The organism is Shinella sp. AETb1-6 (assembly GCF_009826875.1).
GTDB classification, from domain to species: Bacteria; Pseudomonadota; Alphaproteobacteria; order Rhizobiales; family Rhizobiaceae; genus Shinella; species Shinella sumterensis.
In genome coordinates this window covers 80,915-101,279 of the sequence record NZ_WUMM01000009.1, presented here as the reverse complement: position 1 = coordinate 101,279, position 20,365 = coordinate 80,915, and the positions used below count along the sequence as shown (strand labels likewise).

At 62.5% G+C, this 20,365-nt stretch carries 20 protein-coding genes and 1 pseudogene; 8 read left to right on the top strand and 13 right to left on the bottom strand.

Annotated elements, in window-relative coordinates; all coding sequences use genetic code 11:
- Window positions 1-57 precede the first annotated feature (57 nt).
- Window positions 58-549, bottom strand: a complete 492-nt coding sequence (locus tag GR158_RS17010; RefSeq protein ID WP_160871907.1) for an RNA polymerase sigma factor — start codon at window positions 547-549, stop codon at window positions 58-60.
- A gap of 138 nt (window positions 550-687) precedes the next feature.
- On the bottom strand, window positions 688-1,587 hold the full coding sequence (locus GR158_RS17005) for a ferric iron reductase (RefSeq protein ID WP_160871906.1): 900 nt from the start codon (window positions 1,585-1,587) through the stop codon (window positions 688-690).
- 523 nt (window positions 1,588-2,110) lie between these two features.
- On the opposite strand from GR158_RS17005, the gene GR158_RS17000 reads away from it, so the two are divergent.
- The 5 genes and pseudogenes from GR158_RS17000 (at window position 2,111) to GR158_RS16985 (ending at window position 4,783) form a co-directional block, all read left to right on the top strand.
- The gene (locus tag GR158_RS17000) at window positions 2,111-2,539 is read left to right on the top strand and encodes a MerR family transcriptional regulator (RefSeq protein ID WP_160871905.1); all 429 of its coding nucleotides are present in this window, start codon (window positions 2,111-2,113) and stop codon (window positions 2,537-2,539) included.
- Entirely contained in the window at window positions 2,475-2,894 is a 420-nt protein-coding gene (locus GR158_RS16995; RefSeq protein WP_160871904.1) for a carboxymuconolactone decarboxylase family protein, read from the top strand. Before GR158_RS17000 ends, GR158_RS16995 begins: the two co-directional genes overlap by 65 nt.
- A gap of 199 nt (window positions 2,895-3,093) precedes the next feature.
- Window positions 3,094-3,309 (top strand): hypothetical protein, encoded by a 216-nt coding sequence (locus tag GR158_RS16990; RefSeq protein ID WP_160871903.1) that lies wholly within the window; start codon window positions 3,094-3,096, stop codon window positions 3,307-3,309.
- Window positions 3,302-3,459, top strand: a pseudogene (locus GR158_RS25655) (IS3 family transposase); the annotation flags it as partial. The gene GR158_RS16990 and the pseudogene GR158_RS25655, both read left to right, overlap by 8 nt.
- A gap of 373 nt (window positions 3,460-3,832) precedes the next feature.
- Entirely contained in the window at window positions 3,833-4,783 is a 951-nt protein-coding gene (locus GR158_RS16985) for a hypothetical protein (RefSeq protein WP_371731735.1), read from the top strand.
- 6 nt (window positions 4,784-4,789) lie between these two features.
- Here the strand turns inward: GR158_RS16985 and GR158_RS16980 are convergent, their stop codons facing one another.
- The 11 genes from GR158_RS16980 to aztA all read right to left on the bottom strand — a co-directional run bounded on the left by GR158_RS16980 (window position 4,790) and on the right by aztA (window position 17,131).
- Window positions 4,790-5,785, bottom strand: coding sequence for a nickel/cobalt transporter (locus tag GR158_RS16980; RefSeq protein WP_160871902.1), 996 nt, complete (start codon window positions 5,783-5,785; stop codon window positions 4,790-4,792).
- Complete coding sequence (locus tag GR158_RS16975) at window positions 5,782-6,540, bottom strand: DUF1007 family protein (RefSeq protein ID WP_160871901.1); 759 nt, start codon at window positions 6,538-6,540, stop codon at window positions 5,782-5,784. The genes GR158_RS16980 and GR158_RS16975 overlap by 4 nt, the downstream gene beginning before the upstream one ends.
- A gap of 49 nt (window positions 6,541-6,589) precedes the next feature.
- On the bottom strand, window positions 6,590-8,539 hold the full coding sequence (locus tag GR158_RS16970; protein ID WP_202402324.1) for a cation-translocating P-type ATPase: 1,950 nt from the start codon (window positions 8,537-8,539) through the stop codon (window positions 6,590-6,592).
- A complete protein-coding gene (gene hflK / locus GR158_RS16965) occupies window positions 8,536-9,534 on the bottom strand; it encodes a protease modulator HflK (protein WP_160871900.1) in 999 nt (332 codons plus the stop codon). The genes GR158_RS16970 and hflK overlap by 4 nt, the downstream gene beginning before the upstream one ends.
- Window positions 9,531-10,538 (bottom strand): protease modulator HflC, encoded by a 1,008-nt coding sequence (hflC, locus tag GR158_RS16960; RefSeq protein ID WP_160871899.1) that lies wholly within the window; start codon window positions 10,536-10,538, stop codon window positions 9,531-9,533. The genes hflK and hflC overlap by 4 nt, the downstream gene beginning before the upstream one ends.
- Window positions 10,535-12,490: an SPFH domain-containing protein gene (locus GR158_RS25570; RefSeq protein WP_160871898.1), complete on the bottom strand. Its 1,956-nt coding sequence runs from the start codon at window positions 12,488-12,490 to the stop codon at window positions 10,535-10,537. Before GR158_RS25570 ends, hflC begins: the two co-directional genes overlap by 4 nt.
- 438 nt (window positions 12,491-12,928) lie before the next feature.
- Window positions 12,929-13,231, bottom strand: coding sequence for a hypothetical protein (locus GR158_RS16950; protein WP_160871897.1), 303 nt, complete (start codon window positions 13,229-13,231; stop codon window positions 12,929-12,931).
- Window positions 13,228-14,298 (bottom strand): GTP-binding protein, encoded by a 1,071-nt coding sequence (locus GR158_RS16945; RefSeq protein ID WP_246665691.1) that lies wholly within the window; start codon window positions 14,296-14,298, stop codon window positions 13,228-13,230. Before GR158_RS16945 ends, GR158_RS16950 begins: the two co-directional genes overlap by 4 nt.
- A gap of 132 nt (window positions 14,299-14,430) precedes the next feature.
- Window positions 14,431-15,429 carry a zinc ABC transporter substrate-binding protein AztC gene (aztC, locus tag GR158_RS16940; RefSeq protein WP_160871895.1) on the bottom strand — a complete coding sequence of 333 codons (999 nt, stop codon included), beginning with the start codon at window positions 15,427-15,429 and terminating at the stop codon, window positions 14,431-14,433.
- Between the two features lie 18 nt (window positions 15,430-15,447).
- Window positions 15,448-16,338 carry a zinc ABC transporter permease AztB gene (gene aztB, locus GR158_RS16935; RefSeq protein WP_202402323.1) on the bottom strand — a complete coding sequence of 297 codons (891 nt, stop codon included), beginning with the start codon at window positions 16,336-16,338 and terminating at the stop codon, window positions 15,448-15,450.
- Window positions 16,307-17,131, bottom strand: a complete 825-nt coding sequence (gene aztA / locus GR158_RS16930; RefSeq protein WP_160871894.1) for a zinc ABC transporter ATP-binding protein AztA — start codon at window positions 17,129-17,131, stop codon at window positions 16,307-16,309. The genes aztB and aztA overlap by 32 nt, the downstream gene beginning before the upstream one ends.
- 225 nt (window positions 17,132-17,356) lie before the next feature.
- Here aztA and aztD point away from each other — a divergent pair, with 225 nt between their 5' ends.
- The 3 genes from aztD to zigA all read left to right on the top strand — a co-directional run bounded on the left by aztD (window position 17,357) and on the right by zigA (window position 20,352).
- Complete coding sequence (gene aztD, locus GR158_RS16925) at window positions 17,357-18,592, top strand: zinc metallochaperone AztD (protein WP_160871893.1); 1,236 nt, start codon at window positions 17,357-17,359, stop codon at window positions 18,590-18,592.
- Between the two features lie 71 nt (window positions 18,593-18,663).
- On the top strand, window positions 18,664-19,077 hold the full coding sequence (locus tag GR158_RS16920) for a Fur family transcriptional regulator (protein WP_160871892.1): 414 nt from the start codon (window positions 18,664-18,666) through the stop codon (window positions 19,075-19,077).
- Window positions 19,078-19,146: 69 nt separating this feature from the next.
- The gene (gene zigA, locus GR158_RS16915) at window positions 19,147-20,352 is read left to right on the top strand and encodes a zinc metallochaperone GTPase ZigA (protein WP_160871891.1); all 1,206 of its coding nucleotides are present in this window, start codon (window positions 19,147-19,149) and stop codon (window positions 20,350-20,352) included.
- Window positions 20,353-20,365: the final 13 nt, after the last annotated feature.

The following is a 20,365-nucleotide window of genomic DNA, read 5'->3' as shown; positions in this document are numbered from 1 at the left end:
TCTTCCCGTTCAAGATGATAACGGAGCGAAAGGCGACCGACCCTCATGCTGGAAGCGTTATTTGAAGCTTTCCCGGCAGGCAAGCAGGGCTTTCGCCATCTCGCGCTCCACCATGATGTAGCTGAGGCCCATCGTGGCGGCAATTTCCTGGTAAGTGCAGCCATGAACGCGGTTCAGCAGGAAGACGTGGCGGGTACGCTCCGGCAGGCGCCTGATGGTGTCGTCGAGATGACGGATGCCGTCCCTGGCTTCGACGATCTGGAGCGGCGTTGCGACTGGCGCGGCATATTGGTCAGCGGTGATCTTATCCGCCAAGGCCTTGTGACGCTTCTCGACGCGCAGCTGATCGATCGCCGAGTTGCTTGCGCAGCGGCTCAGATAGGAGGGCGTCAGCACGACATGTTCCTTGGCCTTCTCCCAGATTCGCGCGAAGACCTCCTGCACCACATCGGACGCCTGAGACGGGCCGACCTTACGCGTGACCATACGCTCGAGCCGGCGGCGCTCGGTCTGGTAAAGCCTCTCGATTTCGTCGGATCTGCTTGTCACTATGTCGGCCATGCAACGCCCATGCTACAAATTCACGCGTCAAGCATGCACATAACAGCGAAAAGTGGAATATAAAAATCATCTTTAAAGCCGGATGCAGTCAGCTTTCCGACGCGCTGTTGCCCTGAAACATCATCTTCATGTTGGCTGTCCGGCCGTCAGCAAGGCGACGTGTCTGCGCATGGTATCGAGCAGCTCGGCGTCGCGGATTTCCGGCTTTTTCAGAACGCAGGTCGAGCACAACGCGCCCTCCGCAACGGTGTAGTACCGACAGCAGCCACCCCTTGCCCGAAACGTCCAGGAACCGATTGGCTTGCGGTTATCATCGTGCAACGTCAGATCGAAGAAATGTAATTGCTTGTTATAAAGCGGCGAACCCGTGTGTTTGACCACGCGCATGGCGTCTTGCCGCGCCTGACTGAGGCAGTTGAGGTGTCGGCCGACCTCCAGCCATCGTCCGGCGACAGCGTCGGCGACCAGCCGCCACAGAGCAGGGCGGCCTAGACCGGACCTTTTCACCAGAACCTCGATCAACGCTGAAAAATGATTTTCGATGGCGACCCGGAAGGCATCGCAAAGCTCTCCTCGGCCAGGAAGAAGCGTCGCATCCGGATGATGACCAAGAGACAGTCGGTCCGTCGAAAAACGTTGGGAAAGGTAGCGGATATCGGCGCGACGAACGTCATGAACCTCGCCGTCGTGATCATGGCGGTCGTCGAACATCCGCAACGCAATGCGTTCAGGCGTCAGATCGGGCACGATACCCGATGCGGCGACGAGCGGGATCGTCGCCAACATGAAGACATAGCAGTAATCGATCATCATCAAGGCGGCACATGTCTTGTCGTCCATATGGCTGTGATGCGTGCGTTCATAATTCATGAAAGCGTCGATGGCAGCGGCATCGTCGAAAAACGCACGCGCCGTCGTCCAACTCTCCTCCATGCCCCCGCATTCTACACGGAATTCGGACCAGAAAGGGGACTGGGCGCCCAAAGCCTCTTCCAGTGGATGATGGTCCTGATCGGAAAAACTCAAATACCCCTGCCCCAGCCATCGAACGCGCCCTACATGTCAAAGCATGTGAGACAGGTCCATTCCCAACATGACGTGTTTCATATGCATAACGTCTGCCGGCGAGTGTTACCCTCACGTGGGATAAATCTACGAACGACAGCAGCAGCGGGCTTGTGTTTGGCACTCGGCAGGATGCAACACCGTCCCCCGGTGCCGAAGTGCATCATCGGGCGTTTTGTCATTATAGAGAAATGGCCCAATCATCGCGCAAAACAGCGAAAATCACGTCGAGGGACCTCAGCACCGACTCTCAGCACGGCGGCTGGGCATGATGTTTCCGCGCCGGAGGTGTCGGGCGACGGCTCGCTCCCTCTCTCGCCAGCGTCTGGTGCTCGGGAAAGGGCGCGCCTATTCTCGCCTGCATCATTGTTGCTGCTGGCGCGATCCTGCTCGGATCTTAGGATTTCTGCGACACTTGACCCCTTGACATAGAGTGCGCTCTAACCTGTAGCTTCCCGTGCGTCGTGACGAAAGAAGGGCGTTCATGAAGATTGGCGAACTGGCGAAGCGTTCGGGACTGTCGGCCCATACCATCCGCTACTATGAGCGGATCGGGCTGCTTCCCCATGCCGACAGGGACCAATCGGGCCAACGTGACTACGACGCATCAATCCTGATCTGGATAGAATTTCTCGACCGCCTCAAAACGACCGGGATGCCTATCCGAGAAATGCTGCACTATGCAGCCTTGCGGGAGCGCGGCGTCGGCACGGAAGCGGAACGCAGCGCATTGCTCGAACAGCACCGCGAGCGCGTCCGCGCCCATGTGGCCGAACTGCAAGCCTGCCTTGTCGTCCTCGACACCAAGATTGCCGGATATGCCGGCAAGGAACAGAGGATGAAGGACTATGACGCACCAATCCCCGAGCGCCGGCGAAAGCCGGCTGGAACGCGGCAAGCGGGTACTCGCTGAAATCGACGGCGCGGCCGGCCACAATGTCGTTGCCGCTCTGGCCGACATTGCCCCCGACTTCGCGAACTACCTCTTCGAGTTTCCGTTTGGCGACATCTACAGCCGTCCCGGCCTCGATCTGCGCGCCCGCGAGATCGCCACAATCGCGGCGCTGACCGCGATGGGAACCGCGACCCCGCAATTGAAGGTCCATATAGAGGCGGGGCTGAATGTCGGGCTGACCAAGGACGAAATCACCGAAACCATCATACAGATGGCTGTTTATGCCGGCTTCCCGGCGGCGCTCAACGGACTGTTCGCCGCCAAGGAAGTGTTCGCCGCCCGGTTCCCCGTCCAGCAGGAGCAAGCGGTATGATGAACCCTCTTCGTTTTCTGAGCGCCGCCGGCGCTCTCATCCTCGCCGTGGCGCCTGCTTTCCCCATCATGGCGCCGACGGCCGCATATGCGAACACGGCCGTGCCGGAAAAGCTATGGGACGGCTTTAGTTCGCCGGTCGGCATGGCGTTCGATGCTGCCGGCAATCTGTTTGTGGCTGAATGGAGTGCCGACCGGGTTTGCGCATCGACCCGGCCGGCAACCGCACGACGTTCGCGGATGGGCTTTCCGGCCCCTCCGGGCTGACCATTGGCCCTGATGGCATGATCTATGTTGCATCCTATTCCCGCGATGAAATCTATCGCTTTACACCAGCCGGCGAGCGCAGCGTGCACATGACCGGCATCGCGACACCGGCCGGCTTGAGCTTCGACAGGTCCGGCCGGCCTGTATGAATGGAAGAAGAAGTTTGCCGCGTCGAACGCCAAGGGCAACGATGAGGCCGAGGAGATCAGGCGGCTGAAGAAGGAACTGGCTCGCGTCACCGAGGAGCGAGACATCTTAAAAAAAGCGGCTGCGTACTTCGCCAGGGATGCAAAGTGCGGAGCCGTTGCGCGAAAAGATATGCCGTTTTGGGCAGACGCCTGCCCTTAGGACTGTGTGGCGGATGGCATTTTCGGCATATCTTCTGCTTCACCTGAGGCGCCCAGAGGCTGATAAGAGTCATCACTGCCATGGCCGACGCGGCAATGGATCTGGTGGCGCTGGCAAATCTCGTCAAAAATTGCACTGCTTTCCGGTAACGGTGCAAAACTTACAAAGGACTAAATCGATCAGTAAAAGCCAGCGAAGCGCTTTAGGATACGATCAGCTTCCATGCAGAAGAGCCTATTATTCCTGCAAGCGTCTCCAGAGAAAGCAAACCAAGTGCGCACGACCCTCACCATCAAGAACGCAGCCGCCTCTATCTTGGGCGCCATCGGGATCGCTCTCGCCGTTTGGACGCCGGTTCATGCGGCGACCCGGGACCAGACCGTGCCGGCTTGGCTGGAAGGGCATGTCGGCGAGGAAGACGGCCAGATTGCGCCGGTGGTCCTCAAGCGGGCCCGCGCGCTGTACATGCGAAAGGTCCGTGAGGGGACTGTCAGGAACCCCTGCTACTTCGCCATGGATGCGACGCGGCCGGCCGATCTCGGCGAAGGGCATCTCGGACGACGCTTCTACACCATATGCGAGGCGGAGCAGGCGTTTCGAGCCGTCCCCTCCGGCCATGGCAGCGGTCGCAATCTGAAAGGTGTCCTGGATTTCTCGAACGGCAGGACATGCGCCGCCAATTTCGGCAATGCCGAAGGATCCAACCTTACGGCCGGCGGCGCCTATATGACGAGCGAGGTCAAGACGTCGTTCAAGGGAATCTACCGCGACCAAAATCGGCAGGATGCTGCATTGATCCGCTCCTTCGTCCAGTTCGACGGCGAAGGAGAAACCGCCAATGCCCGCAGCCGCGCGATCGGGGGACATGCAGCCCAGCTCGTCAAGGGCATATGCCTTCGCAAGAGTCCGGGCGACGCGCATGCGAACAAGGATGGATATGTGCTGTTCGGCAAGCTGGTCGACTATGCCGCAGGACGCAGCAATGGCTGCACAAGCTGGTCCGCCTCCGACGCCAGGCAGATCATCCCGATGGTCAGGGATAACCCCACGACCCTCTACATCTATCCCGAATCCTCCGACATCGACGCCGTCACGAAAAGGGTGAAAGCCGGCGGCAAGTTGCCGGCGACCGGCGCCTATTGGAACGCGACATGCCTGAAGCAGATCGGCGCGCCGCGCTTCCTGCCGGCCAGCAAGCTCGAACCGATCATTGCGCAATACCAGGCGGATCATCCCGCGCCCGAACCACGATCGCTGCCGATCTGCGAACCGTAGCGGCGGCTACGACACGCCACCCGAAACGAGCAGGCCGCAGAGCATCGTCGCGCCGAACAGAAAGACGGCGCAGGCCCCGGCAAGTTCGAGGCCCGCTGTGAAACCTTGCGCTGCGCCCACCTTCGACAGGGCGAGCCGCGAAAGGAAACCGCGCGCCAGCACCGACAAGGCGGCGACGAAGATGACGGTCAAGGCAGTTCCCGCCGCCATGGCCACCACGGACATAGTCCCGGCCAGCGCAAGATGGCGTGACAGCGCAAAGACCAGCACGATCAGGGCGCCCGAACACGGGCGCAGGCCGATCGAAAGGATCGCTTGAAGCTTTTCCGTCCGGGACGCCCCCGGACCGGCCGTTGCCAGGCGATCGACGGGCAGGCATCCGCATGCCGCATCGTGCCGGTGAGGCCCCCTCACCTCCTCGCAGGCAAATGAGCCCGCCGGCCCCTCCACCCTTCCCCATCGACGCGCAAACAGCCGGCCTTTCGAAACGAGAAGGGTCAGGCCCAGCAGGGTGATCAGGCCGTAGCTGCCCATTTCCAGCTTGTCGGTGAGCGATGTGACCTGCGCGGCGGTCGCATCGAACAGCGCCGTCGCGGTAAAGATGATCGCGATTGCGGAGGCTGCCTGCAGGGCGCTGGCGAGCAGCGAGATCAGCACTGCCTGCCGCAATCGTTCTCCGGTCGCAAGCACGAAGGACGAGATGACGGCCTTTCCGTGTCCCGGACCCACCGCATGGAAGATCCCGTAGAGAAAACTCAAGGCCACCAGCCAAAGGCCCGCGTGCGGATCGCTGGAAAAGGCATCGAGGCCCGACGTGAGCTTCTGATAGAACTCGGTCTGCAACCGGATGGCAGCCAGATAGAGCGGCGCGGCCGGCCCCGAGATGCCGGCACCGGCAGGCGAGTCAGGCGTGGCGATGCCGAACGGACTTGTTGCGGCCAGCGCCACGCCATGTGCCGCAAGCGAGACGGCGAGCGCCAGCGCGATACGCAGGTCTTTCATGGGCATTTGACCGTGAAAATATTGGCAAGCCCCACTGCCGCATCCCTCAATGCCGACGGCAGGTCGTGCTCTTCGGCAGGAATGGCAGCCAGCGTTGCCATGATCTGATCATCGAGAGGCTTGGGAGGAATATAGGTTGCGCGGCAGCCTGACCCCGGGCCAGCGAGCTTGATCGCCCCCTGTTCCGGGAAGGTGTAGGCAACGAAATATTCCGGGTCGAACACCTCGATCTTAACGTCGTCATCGATGGGAGCCGGCGTCTTCAGAGGCATGCTGAAACTCAGGGTCAAGCGGCCGTGGGAGAAGCGATAGACGTAGTCCCGCGGCGTGGAAAGCTCCACTTCCACACCGTTTCGCGTAACCCAGGTGAAGAAATGGTAGTCGGCCAGCGACTTCATCGAGGTCTCGGCGAGGGACCTGAGTTCCGATGGCTCCAGCTTGCCGTCATGGTTCTTGTCGAGCCCGATGACCGCGAAGGACGAGAAAGGCTTGTCGAACGTCCACTCGTTCCTCACAGCCGTCAGCTGATGTGGCGCATCAAGGTCCAGGATCACCCGCCCGTCGGCAAAGACGTGTGGATGCGCCATTGCTGGAACAGTCAGCGCCACGAAGGACGCGGTCACCAAGGCATAGATTCCGGACTTGCTAATCACGATGAGGAGGCCGTTATTGCGCAGATTTCGGTGGTCGTAAGTGGGAGCTGAATTACGGCAATTCGATGGGTTCACCGGCGGAACTTGAATCGGCCGCGGCACATAAACCTCCGCAGCGGACAGACAATATAGGCGTGACAACGAGCAGCGGTCAGCCCGCCGTTTTCTCATTGTCCCCCAACAATTCCTGAAACCGTAGCAGACGGCCGGCATTGGCAAGCACCAGCAGCGTGCTGAGATTGTGCAGGATCGCGGCAACCAGCGCGCCGGCGACCCCGAGCAGGCCGAACATCGCCGCGATCATGATGCCGACGGTCCAGCCGAGGCCGATCACCACGTTGGCCTGCAGGATGCGGCGGCATTTGCGGCTGAGGCGCATGCAGGTGCCGAGCCGGCGCAAATCGTTGCCGACGAGGATGACGTCGGCCGAGGCAAGCGCGATGTCCGCCCCGCCGGCCCCTATGGCGACGCCGACGACGCCGGCCTTCAGCGCCAGCGAATCGTTGATGCCGTCGCCGACCACCAGCGGCCGGAAGCCGGCCTCGATTTCCTGGGTGACCGCTGTCAGCTTGTCTTCCGGCAGGGCCTGCGAGGCGACGCGGGCGATGCCGACCTCTCTCGCCACCGCCTCGGCGGCGCTGCGCCGGTCGCCGGTCAGCAGCATCTGGCGGCCAACGCCGAGGCTGCGCAGGTCAGCCAGCGCCGTGCCAGCCTCCGGCCGCGCCGCGTCGGAGAGCAGCAGCCAGGCGAGGAAAGTTTCGCCGAGCGAAAGCCCGACAATGGGGCCGTCCCAGACCGGCGCAGGCGGGGTCCCGACCCGCAATTGTGCAAACAGTTCCGGCCGGCCGAGCGCCGCCACCCCGTGCGCCGTCTCGGCGACGACGCCGAGCCCCTGCTGTTCGCGCACCGCCGCCAGCGGATGGCGGGCGTCGGGTGCGACGGTTGCCGCCAGCGCCCGGCTGACGGGATGGCTGCTGGCAGCGCCGAGGCTTGCGGCGAGCGGCAGAATGTCGGCCTCGACCGCACCCGGTGCCAAAAGAATATCCTGCAAATGCAGCGCGCCATAGGTCAGCGTGCCGGTCTTGTCGATGACCAGCGAGGTCAGGTCGGCGAACTCCTCCAGGAAGGCGGAGCCGCGCACCAGGATACCGTGGCGGGCGGCGACGGCGACGCCGGCAATGGCGGTGGCCGGGGCGGACAGCACCAGCGCGCAGGGACAGGCGGCGACGATCACCGCCAGCATGATCTCGGAATTGCCGGTCGCAAACCAGCTCAGCGCCGCCACCAGCAGCACCAGCCCGATATACTGGCCGGCATGGCGATCCAGAAGCCGCGTCACCGGCGGTTTCGAGCGCTCGGCACCCTGCATCAGGGAAATCACCTTGCCGAGCGTCGAATCCGCGCCGGTGCGGGTGACTTCGACGGACAGCAGCCCGTCGAGATTGATGGCCCCGGCGAAGACGTGCGCGCCGGCCATTGCCTCCACGGGTATGGATTCGCCGGTGATCGGCGCGGTGTCGAGGCTCGCCTGTCCCGTGAGCACGATGCCGTCGGCCGGAACCCGGTCGCCGGCGCGCACCTCGATGCGGTCGCCGGGCCGCAGCTCGTCACCATCGACTTCGGTGACGCTGCCGTCCGGTTCGATGCGCCGGGCGTGGCTTTTCGTCAGGTCGCGCAGGGCGGCGATCGCCTCCTGCGAGCCGACGATGCTACGTTCCTCCAGCGCATGGCCGACCGTCATGATCACCGGCAAAAGCGCGGCGGTAAGCAGGTCGCCGGTCGCCCATGCACCGATGACGGCAAGCGCCACCAACTGGTCGGTGACGCCATGTAGATCGGGATCGCGCAGGCTGCCGGCGGCGGCCGCGAGTACGGGAAGGCCGACCAGCAGCGAGGCCGCACCCAGCAGCAATTGCCCGACACCCTCCTGCCCGGCCAACATCCACGGCCACAGCATGCCGAGCACCAGCAGCCCGGCCGCCGTCATCGCCAGCACGATGCGGCGGGCCGCGATGCGTTTTTCTGCCGCCGTCAGCGCGCCGCCGCGCAGGATCGGGGCGTGGCCGTGGGAATGGATGTGGCCGCCGGTCATGTCGCTCATTTGTCACCGCCCTGCAGGATGAGATGCCGGCCCATGGCCGGATCGACCGTCGTAACCGAGCGAGCCTTCGCCAGGATGCCGGCGATGCGGTCGCGATAAAGCCGAGACAGAAGGCCCGTGTCGCTCTGCACCATCTGCGATAGGCTGATTATGGCGGCGGTGTCCGCCTTGGCCCGGGCGATGCGTTCGTCGGCGCCGGCTTGCGCCGCCTGGATGGTCTGGTTGGCGGCTTGCGTGGCGGCCTGCGCGGTCTTCGCCGCATCGTTGCTGGCGCTCGCAACGGCCTGGCGCGCTTCCTGGCTGGCGGTGAGCACGGCATTGAAGGCGGCAACCGCCGGTTCGGGCAGCGCCGAGCGGATATCGACGCGCTCGACGCGGATGCCGAGCCCGGCGCCGTTTTCCTGCAGGGCTGCAAGGCTGCGGTTGATGCCCTCGACCAGTTCGCCGCGCAGCCGCTCGCGGCGCTGGACGGCATCGCTATCGGCCCCGATCAGTTCGGGACGGGCAACGAGGATGCTGTCAAGATCGCGGCCGGCGCAGAGCAGGATCATGTTGCGCGTCGCCAGCCGGTTGAGCGCCGGCGTGATATGACCGGCCTGCAGCACGTAGCGCTCCGGGTCGGCGACCTTGTAGAAGACGCTGACCTCGAGCCGCACCACGCCGGCATCGCCGGTGAGCAGATAGCCCGTACCCGCCCCATCCTGCACTGGCTGTTCAAGGACACGATCCGGCGCGGGCACCAGCACGACATCCTCGAAGGGTCGCGGCCAGGCGAACAGCAGCCCGGCCTGCTGCAGGCGCTGCACCGCGCCGAAGCGGAAGACGACGGCCTGGTTGTCCGGCCCGATCTCGCGGATATTCGACACCGTCCAAGCGAGTGCGGCAACAACGGTCACGGCATAGAGAATGCGGAACCCCAGCCGCCCGGCCTGCAGCCAGGGGCTGTCCTCGCTGCCTGTCCGTTCCCCCGATGCTATGGATGCGTGCTCGTTCATTTGCCGCCGCTTTCCCCGGCCGTGCCCGAGGGTAGGCCGTCCGTCAGCATACGGAAGGGGGCGGCATCGGTGCGCAGGATCAGGCGGGTCTTCTCGCCGATGACGGCGCCGAGCGTATCGAGCGAGCGCAGCAGTTCGTAAAGCTGCGGGGCAGCCGCATGGGCCTTGCCGTAGATGGCGGCAGCCTCGGCGGTCGCGGCGGCTTCCGCATCGGCGGCCTTGACGCTGGCATCGGCCTGCAGGATGCGGGCATCCCGCTCCGCCGCCGAGCGGATTTCGGCCGCCTGCCGCCTGCCGTCGGCGGTGCGCTCGACGGCGATGGTTTCGCGCTCGGCCCGCATCCGGTCGATGGTGGCGTCGAGGGTGACGGCCGGCAGGGTGACACTCTCGATGCCGACCTGCGCGACGCTGATGCCATAGGTGTCGCGCAAGGGCCGCTCGATCTGGGCGCGCACCTTGTCCTCGAAACCTTGAAGCTCGAGTTTCGAGGGATCGGTGTTGATCAGGCTGGAGAGATTAAAGCCGCTTGCCGCCGTTTCCAGCGCCGAGCCGACGAAGCTGCGGATCTGGCCGGCCGCCTGGTCCGGCTCGTTGCGCACGGCGCGCATGAACAGGCGGATATCCTTGTCCTGCGGCTCGACCCGCCAGCCGACATAGGCATTGACGATGATGCGCAGGCCGTCGCGGGTGCCGACATCCTGCAAGCCGCTGGAGGTGGTGCGCAGCCTGAGATCAACTGCATTGGCCGTCTCCACCGGAACCGGCAGTTTCCAGGCTGGGCCCGGTTCAAGCAGCGTGCGCACCGGATTGCCGAAGCGGGTGATCACCACCGCCTCGCCGGCATGGACCTGCAACAGGCAGGCCGTCGCCAATGCCACGACGACCAGCAGCCCGCCGATCAGCGCCCGCCAGCGCGACAGCGGAGCGCCCTCATGGCCATGGTGATAGTGGTGGTGATGCCCGTGATGGTGATCGTCGGCTTCATGATGATGGTGATGAGTCACGGCTTTGCCTCGGTGGTGCCGTTGCTGGTGATGCCGTCGACCGGCGGCGTGAAGATGCGCAAATCGGTGACCGGCGCTTCCGTCTCCGCCAGACGATGGTCAACGATCAGGGCGCCTGCCTGCGACAGGCCCTTGCGCAATTGCTCGAAATAACGCTCCAGCAGGAATGTCTTGCCGCCGGCGGCATAAGCTTTCCGCTCGCCTTCGGCGCGGGTGGAGAGGGCGTTCGCGCTCGCCAGCGTCTCATGGGCCGTGGCGGCGGCGCGGTCGCGGGCGGCGGCGGCGGCAGTCTCGGCCTCGCTCGCCGTTGCAGCGGCCGCGCCGCGCTCGCGCACGACCAGCGCCCGCGCGCCGATTTCGGCGGCCTGCACGCCGTGATAGGCGGCGGCCGCGCCAGCCGGCGGATGCACCGCCTCGACCGCCACCGCGACGATTTCGACACCGCTTTGGAGCCGGTCGAGTTCGGCCTGCAGCGGTGACGCAATCTCCCGCTCCAGCGCCGTGCGGCCAGCGCTGACGACCTCATCCAGCGAGCGGGAAGCGAATTCACGCACCAGCACGCGGCCGGCGACATTGCGGATCAGCGCCGGAAGATCGGCGTGATTGTAGGCGGCAGCAAGGGCCGCCTCATCCGACAGGCCGATGCGGTAGAAGAAGCGGACGTCGAGATCGACAAGCTGGAAACCCTGGCTGTCATGGGTCGGGCTGGCGACGATCTGCGATTTTTCCGTCGGGTGGACCACGTCCCACAGCCGGTCGGCGCTGGCGGGGGCAGCGTCTTCGGCGGGCGCCAGTTTTTCCTCGCCCTCGGGCGGGAGGGTTGCGGCGGTCAGTTCGTGGACAATGCCGTATTCCACGGCGACCAATCGCCCGAACGGCCAGGGCAGGCCGGCGTGAAGCCCGGGGCCAAGCACCGCTTCGGGCCGGCCGAAGCGTTCGTAAATCCCCCTGCCGTTCATCGGGACTTCTCGAAGGCCGGTGCACAGCCAGCCCGCGACTGCGATGCCGAGCACGACGGGAAGCGAGATGCGACGCATGAAGGAAAACGCCCAGACCTGGCGCAGATCAATGCCGGTGCGGGCATAAATCCCCTCCTGAAGCGCGGAGAATTGCGTCAGCGGCGGCCAGCGCAGGAAGCCGCCGACGAAGCTGGTGGCCAGAGCGCGCGGCTCCTGCCGTTCGTCGCGCGGGCGAAACATGCCAAAAACGGCACAGACGAATAGCTCCAGCGCGGCGAGCATCGACAGCAGGCCGGCGATGGCGATCAACCGGCCCGGCCAGAGGCTGCCCATACGGCTGCCGAACAATCCGATCGCCGTCATCAGCAGCACGGCGATGGGCACGCGAGCGAGATTGGAGAGCATCGCCGCTTCTGGCCATTGCACCACTGGCACCGCCGCGAAATGCCGTTCCAGCACGAGGAGACCGAAGGCGGCAGCAAGTGCGACCGCGCCGAGTACCGAGGCGGCCGTGCCAGGATCGGCCGCCGGCAGGCTGGGATCCCAGCTTGTCAGTCCCGTGAGCAGCGCCGCCAGCGAAAAAACCAGGAGATCGACGGTTTCGGGGCCGACCAAACGGGCCACGATCGCCAGGATGCGACTGAGTTGCCGGCCGATCCAATCGCGTTCGTCCTCAGACGGAGGTGCCTCTTCCGCATCCGGTTCACCGCCGGCAAGTGCAGCCTGACGCCAGGCCGTCGCGTAGCCGACGGAGCGTAAACCGGCGGTAAGGACCAGCAGCGCGCCAGCATTGCCATAAAGCACCGGCACCAAGATCGAGACCGGCGCGAAGACGGCAACGGTCAGCGCTGAAATCAGCAGAATGGCACAGGCGGCAAGCAGGACGTGACCCGCCAGGCGCAACAACCGGTTTTGCGCCGCCGCGCCCTGGAAGCGCGGCAAGTCGGCATTATCGGGGCGCTGGTGGTAAAGCGCGCGCGTCAACGGCGGCATTGCGCGGCCCTTTGCTGATTCCGGGATTTGACGAATGGAAGAAAAGAAACGGGCTTGGCGGCGCATAAACAGTCCGTCATTCGCCTATTCCCTTCAAACCAAGCCTAGTCACAGCCTTTCTCCGTTGCCGATCGTTCCTGACACCCACCTGAACGTCACGTCTGTTAGACGGCCTCAGGACAAGCACTGCCAGAAGTTTGCTTTCCGCGGCACCCTCCCTTGCATTCGCAATAGCGATAACGTGTGGTGAGAGACGTTGGAGAATTTGAACTCACGCCCCGCAATCCGTACGATTCGGTTATGGTTTGACTTCGACCACGCCCTGCAGCTTGACCATGTCGAAATCGCCGATAAGCAGATCGATCCTCAACTGCCACTGCCCCGGCAATGGCAGGATTACGCCATCGCTCCGCCATGACCCATCTCTGAGGCGCGCACCTATAACCCAGGTGTTGAACGGATCAGAACTCCCTGTTCAAAGGCGGCGGCGATATCGTCATGCGTGACATCGGGCATTACCTTGTGAATGGAAGCTTGGATCGGCGGTTGCCCGGGGAACATCACAAGGATGACTGTCTCCTTGGGCGGGCAATCGGGTAGCGCGCATGAGAGCTCGTTGACGGATACGACAATGTCATCGCCGAGAGCCAAGAACTCACGAGTCCACGCCTTGATCGCTCTCGCCGACGCGACAACAGCCGGCTGGCGACGCGCCAGGGGATTGACGTAAGCACGGCTCATGCCAGCCTTCTCTCTATACGGGTAGGTCGCGGCGTGATCGTCTCGAAAAGCACCCTGATCTGCTTTTCCGGCATGTCTTGCCCGATGAGAACAAGCCGTGTGTTTCTATTGCCTTCGGGCCATCGCTCGAGCCGCTTTATCGGATAAAGGCGATGCTGAACTGCGTGCGCGACGGCGGGTTGCCCGGGTTGGTCCGTCAGCAAAAAAATGCCCTTCAGACGAAGAACCCCGGCATGCGCATTGCTCGTAACGATGTCGAGAAAGGTCATGACGGCGCGCGCATCGAGCGGTTCGTCGTGCGTCAGGCTGATCGCCTGAACCTTGTCGCCGTGACGATTCAGGTCGTGTTGGTGATGACTAGGGATCGACATCGACTCCATTGCGAGCCAGCCGGGGGCATCTTCTGCTTTGCCTTGCACCGAATAGGTACGCGTGCCGATGAGGTTCCCCACACAAAACCCGGACGCGTGGCAGTCATGGAATGCAGCGGCCGGGTTGAGATCACGCAGCTCTTCGGTCCATGAAGCCGAATCTCCGGCAATGTCGGTTTTGGTCAGGATGATATGGTCGGCAAAGGCGAGCTGCTTCCACCCTTCGATCAATCTATCCAAAGTCTCACGACCCGCGAGGACATCAAAGGTGGCCAGAACGCCGCTCAGGAAAAACTGACGCGCAACAACGTGATCACGAAGACCAAGCGCTTGTGCCCCTCCCGGTATAAGGCTGTTGATGATAGGCGCAGGGTCGGCAAGGCCTGTGGTTTCTATAATCACACGGGAGATCGGCGGAACCTGCTGCGTGAGGCGCGCCTCGTGCAGTTCGTAAAGCGAGACACGGATGTCGCTCGCGGCCGTGCAGCATATGCAGCCCGTCGTTGTCCGGAAATAGGACTCGGATCCGATTCGTACCAGATCATGGTCGACCGGTACTGTTCCGAACTCGTTGACGATGACAGCGGTGCCCGCCATTTCCGGATCGTCAAGAAGCTGGTTCAGCAGTGTCGTCTTTCCCGAGCCCAGAAAGCCGGTCAGGAGCGTCACAGGCACCGGGTCGTAGATGCGTAGCATTCCATCCTCGGGTGGTGCTTCCCGTTTCGCTTTGCGTCGCTTGAAAACGCGGCCGAACATATTGCAATCGTCCTGTTTCTGCTCCGTGCGGACAATGAGGCCTGCCCGGCTATCTCCGGGCAGGCCGTTCGATCAGCTTCCGACGATGGCAGCCTTCAGCGTCTCGACGTTGTAGCGGAACATGTCGAGATAGGTGGAAGCAGGACCGTCCTCGCCGGAAAGCGCGTCCGAATAGAGCGTGCCGCCAACCTTGATTCCGGTTTCGGCTGAAATCTGCTCGATGAGGCGCGGATTGGTGATGTTTTCCAGGAAGATCGCGGATGCCTTGTCTTCCTTCACCTGATCAATCAGCTTGGCGACGTCTGCTGCCGACGCCTCCGCTTCGGTCGAGATGCCCTCGGGGGCGATGAACTTCAGCCCATATTCGTGTTCGAAATAGCCAAACGCATCATGGGAGGTGATGACGGTCCGCTTATCGGCCGGAATCCCCTCGATCGCCGTCTTCACTTCCTTTTCAAGGTCTTCCAGCTTTGCGACATAGGCGTCCGCGTTCGCGGTGTAGGTGGCGCATCCCGCCTTGTCGGCCTCGCAGAAGGCGTCGGCGATGTTCTTCACATAAATCTCGGCATTGTGAATCGACTGCCAGGCATGCGGATCGAATTCGCCGTGATGATGATGGCCCTCATGGGCATGGTCGTGCCCGGCCTCTTCCTTTTCGTCGCCCTCGTGGTTGTGGCCGGCTTCTCCGGCCTTTTCGTCATGATGATGCCCTTCTTCCTCGGCCTTCAGCGGCTCGATACCCTTCGTCACTTCGACAACGGGCGCCTTCGTGCCGCTCGTCTCGATCAGGCGCTTCATGAACCCCTCGAATTCGAGACCGTTGACGAGCACGACATTCGCGGCTTCGAGCGCAACCGCATCGGCCGGGCGCGGTTCGTAGACGTGGGCGTCGCCATCTGGGCCGACGAGCGTCTTCACCTCGACACGCTCGCCGCCGACGTTCTTGGCGAAATCCGCGATGATGGAGAAGCTTGCCACGACATTGAGTTCGGCCGCCGTTGCGGTCGCGGCAAAGCCGCCGGAAAGCGCGAGCAGGCTGGCATAGGTTGCGATGCGGAACGTCCTGAACATGGAGATCTCCTTTTGCTGTCAGGCTGTCTTATGGCGGGAGGAAGCGAAGGCGTTGCGAAGAACGCCTCTGGATCCGCCCAGGGTGGAAAGGACGTAGAAGGCGCCTGCGGTAAAAATGATCGCGGGGCCCGACGGCATGGACGCATGATAGGAAAGAAGGAGCCCCCCGAGCGAGGAGACCGCTGCGATTCCCACCGCGATCAGGCACATTGGCCCCACACGGCTCGACCAGAACCGGGAGGCAGCGGCCGGGAGCATCATCAAGCCGACGGAGAGGAGCGTGCCGAGCGCCTGAAACCCGCCGACGAGATTGAGCACGACGAGCGTCAGAAAGAGGAAATGCACCGGCGCGCCAATACGGCTCACCGAGCGAAGGAAAAGCGGATCGAGGCATTCCGCGACGAGCGCTCGCCAGAAGACAGCAAGGGCAAGGAAGGTCACGGCTGCAATGCTCACGATCAAGATCAAAGCGTCATTGTTAAGCGCCAGGACGGAGCCGAACAGCACGTGCATCAGGTCAACGCTCGATCCGCGCCAGGACACCAGCAGCACACCGACTGCAAGGGAGATCAAATAGAAGGCCGCCATTGAGGCGTCCTCCTTCTGGATGGTGAAACGGGACACGGCTCCCGATCCAAGCGCCACCAAGAGCCCTACGACGAGGCCGCCGAATGTCATGGGCAGGACGTCGAGACCGAAGAGGAGAAATCCCATCGCCGCGCCAGGGAGAATCGCGTGCGCCATGGCGTCGCCCGTAAGGCTCATGCGGCGCAGCATCAGAAATACCCCGACCGGCGCGCAGCTAGCCGACAGAAGCAGCGAGCCGAACAAGGCGCGCTGCATGAAACCGTAGCGAATGAAGGGTTCGATCAGATACTCATACACGCGCGCGAGCCCTTCTGTGTTCATCTTCGTGCTCGTCGACGGCGACAACGCGGTCCGCCAAGGCGGATTGGCGTGGTTCGAAGGATTGGTTCGACACGCACTGGCCAGCCTTCTCGTCCCAAGCCTCCTGGAAGTCCCGTGCGCGAGCGAGATTATTGGCTGTTAGCACCCCTGCTGTCGGCCCCGCGGCGACGAGCGAGCGTGCAAGAAGAAATGCTTGAGGAAAATGCGCCCGGACGAGATCGAGGTCGTGCAGAACGCAGAGCACAGTACGGCCTTCAAGGCTCCAGCTCCTGATGAGATCGAGGAGATCACGCACCGTCCGGCTGTCGACAGCGTTGAAAGGCTCGTCCAGAAGGATGAGGTCGGCATCCTGCAGCATGGTTCGCGCAAAAAGCGCCCGCTGCATCTGCCCGCCTGAAAGGCTGTCGAGCGGACGCTTTTCAAAGCCCGTCAATCCCACAGCCTTCAAACTTCGCGCCATGTCCGCCCTGTCCTGCGGGGTGATACGCCCGAGCAATCCCCTCTTTTGCCAAAAACCCATCGAAACGAGGTCAATTACGCGCGCAGGAAAGCTGCGGTCGAGCTCGGATTGCTGAGGCAGGTAGGCAAGGCGATCACATGAAACCGTGCAGCGTCCCTCGATCGGTTTCAGGATTGAAGCGATCCCTTTCATCAGCGTCGACTTTCCGGACCCGTTCGCACCGACAATTGCCGTCAACGCGCCACGGGTCACTTCGCCGTTTATGTGGTGCACGGCGGGATGGCCCTGATAGCCGAGGGTCAGGTTTTCGAAATGCAAGCACGTACCGGTCATGTCCACTCCGGGGTTGACATCGACTGGATAGGTAATGTTATTACGTTCGTCAAATGGAAAGTTATGTAATAACGTTCTTTCAGAGCTAAACCGGCGTTGAGCTTTCGCCCGTTGACCGAGGAATGCGTAGACGGGGCGCGCGAATACCCCGAACGAAACAATTGGGAAACCTCTCAAGCACAGCAGGTTATGTTAGCACATATCATTTTATAGGAAGGGACCTTGATGCGCCTAAATATCATACGAAACTATCCCCTGGCCGTGGCTGCCACAGTTGCCTTGGCCGCCACGGCAGCGTTCGCCGATGACGATCACGAAACGAAGGAAGCGTGGAGGCTATTCGTCGCGGACCATACGAAACCTGTCGTCCGCGTCATCGATTTCGAAACCGGCAAGGAGCTCGGCAGCTATGACGTTCAGGGTTATGCCGCCTTGACCACCAGTGCCTCCGGGCAGATCGTCTTTGCAGCGCAGACCGAAGCCAATGTCATCAACGCTATCAAGACAGGCATTAATTTCTCGGATCATGGCGACCACCAGGATATAGAGGTCAGCGATCCGGCACTCCTTCCCGTGAAGTTCGAGGGGCAGCGTCCGGGCCATGTCGTCCCGCACGACGATCATGTGATCCTGTTCTACGATCGCGAGGACAAGGCGGAAATCATCGATGAAGCCGCCATTCTCGACGGCAAGATCGAGAAGCGCGCGGTCGATACTATCAAGGCCCACCACGGCGTCGCCGTAACCTTTGGGCGTCATGTCCTTGTTTCGGTCCCGAACACGGAAGTCGAAACCAAGGCGGATGAACTGCCCCCGCGGGTTGGCCTGCGCGTTCTCGACGATAAGGGCGAACAGATCGGCGATGTCGCCAAATGCACCGACCTTCATGGCGAGGCGACCTCTGCCCGGCTTGTGGCCTTCGGCTGCAAGGAAGGCGTTCTCGTCGCGCGTCCGGGTGGTGCGGAGGGTCCGAGCGTAGAGATGCTCACCTATCCGACCGACTTCCCGAAAGGTTACACGGGCACGCTGCTCGGCGGAAAGGCCATGCAGTTCTTCCTCGGCAACTACGGGGACGATAAGCTCGTCATCATCGATCCCGACGAAAAAGAACCCTATCGCCTCGTCGAACTGCCGACCCGGCGCGTGGATTTCGTGCTGGACAACGCCAATCCCCGGAATGCCTATATCCTGACGGAAGACGGCAACATCAATGTTCTCGACGTCCTGAAGGGGGAAATCGTTCGCCAAGCGCGGGTGACAGAGCCCTACAGCAAGGACGGCCACTGGAGAGACCCACGCCCGCGCCTGGCAGTAGCCGACGGGCAGATTGCGATCACGGACCCGCGCCAGTCGCTAGTTCGCGTGGTCGACCCTGAAACGCTGAAGGAGGTCCGTACCGTTTCGGTGGAAGGCCAGCCCTTCTCGATCGTCGCCGTTGGCGGTTCGGGCGCAACGCACTAAAAGCGGGGTGCCCAGATCCGGAGTTGAGGCGGCAGCTCCGGATCTCACCTTTCGCGGTTGGGAGAAGCACGATGACGGAAGCGGCCCAGGTTTACGATCTGAAATTGACGAAGAACCAGAGCCTCGTTCTCTCGGTGCTGGAGACGTCGCGGCAGCCGCTGAGTGCCTACAGCATATTGGACCGTCTTCGCGGACACGGGCTGAAGGCCCCCCTTCAGGTTTATCGCGCCCTGGATAAGCTTCTTGAAGCGGGCCGCGTTCATCGCCTTGAGAGCATGAACGCCTTCGTGCTCTGCTGCCATTCACGGCATGGGCAAATCCACCCCCGGATTACCGCTTTCGAGATTTGCGAGAGCTGTGGCAAGGTCAACGAATTCCACGACACAAAAGTCGAGAGCGCACTGATACAGCACGCACGAAGCAGCGGCTTCAAGATCAGAGCGACGACGATCGAGGTTCACGGACTGTGCGCTGACTGCCGATAGCGGACGGGACAGCGAGCATATGAAATCTTACACAGCAAGATTGTAACGTTATATCATAATAGGTGTTAAATGGCCAAGAAACTTCCAGTCACGGTCCTGTCCGGCTTCCTTGGGGCCGGCAAGACCACCCTGCTCAACCACATCCTTGCCAATCGTGAGGGCATGCGGGTTGCGCTCATCGTCAACGACATGAGCGAGGTGAACATCGACGCCGCGCTTGTGCGCGACGGCGGCGCAAATCTCTCCCGCACGCAAGAACAGCTCGTCGAGATGACGAATGGCTGCATCTGTTGCACGCTGCGTGACGACCTTCTGACGGAAGTACGCGCATTAGCCGAGCAGGACCGCTTCGACTATCTGCTGATCGAATCGACCGGCATCGCCGAGCCGCTGCCCGTCGCCGCGACCTTCGATTTCCGCGACGAGAACGGCCAGAGCCTTTCCGACGTGGCGAAGCTCGACACCATGGTCACGGTGGTCGATGCCGCCAATCTTCTCAAGGACTACAGCTCGACGGACTTCCTTTCCGATCGTGGCGAGACGGCCGGAGACGGAGACGAACGGACCCTCGTCGATCTTCTGGTCGAGCAGATCGAGTTTGCCGACGTGGTGGTGCTGAACAAGATCGGCATGGCGACGCCTGAGCAGCGTGACGCCGCACGCAAGATCATCGCCTCCCTCAATCCCGATGCCAGGCTCATCGAAGTCGATTTCGGGAAGGTCGACCTGAAGGATGTGCTGGGCACTGGCCGCTTCGATTTCGAGAAGGCCGAGCAGCATCCCCTCTGGTTCCAGGAACTGCACGGTTTCAAGGACCATGTGCCCGAAACCGAGGAATACGGTATCCGATCCTTTGTCTACCGTGCGAAACGGCCGTTTGATCCCGTGCGTTTCCAGAACTTCATCGACCGGCCCTGGCCGGGCGTCGTGCGTGCAAAAGGCTTCTTCTGGCTGGCGACGCGGCCGCACTATGTCGGCGAGATCAGCCAGGCCGGCGCTCTCGTACGCACCGGAAAGATGGGCCTGTGGTGGTCCTCCGTGCCGAAGGAGCAGTGGCCGCGCGATCCCGGCTTCCTCGCCATGATGAAACCCTATCTCGATCCGGTCTGGGGCGACCGGCGGCAGGAGATCGTCTTCATCGGCGCCGATCCGATGGACGAGGCGAAGATCCGGGCCGAACTGGACGCCTGCATTATCGACACTGACGCGTTTCAGCCGGAGCTTTGGCGCAATTTGCCAGACCCCTTCACAAGCTGGGACCGGCGTGCCGCGTGACCCTTTCGCTTGA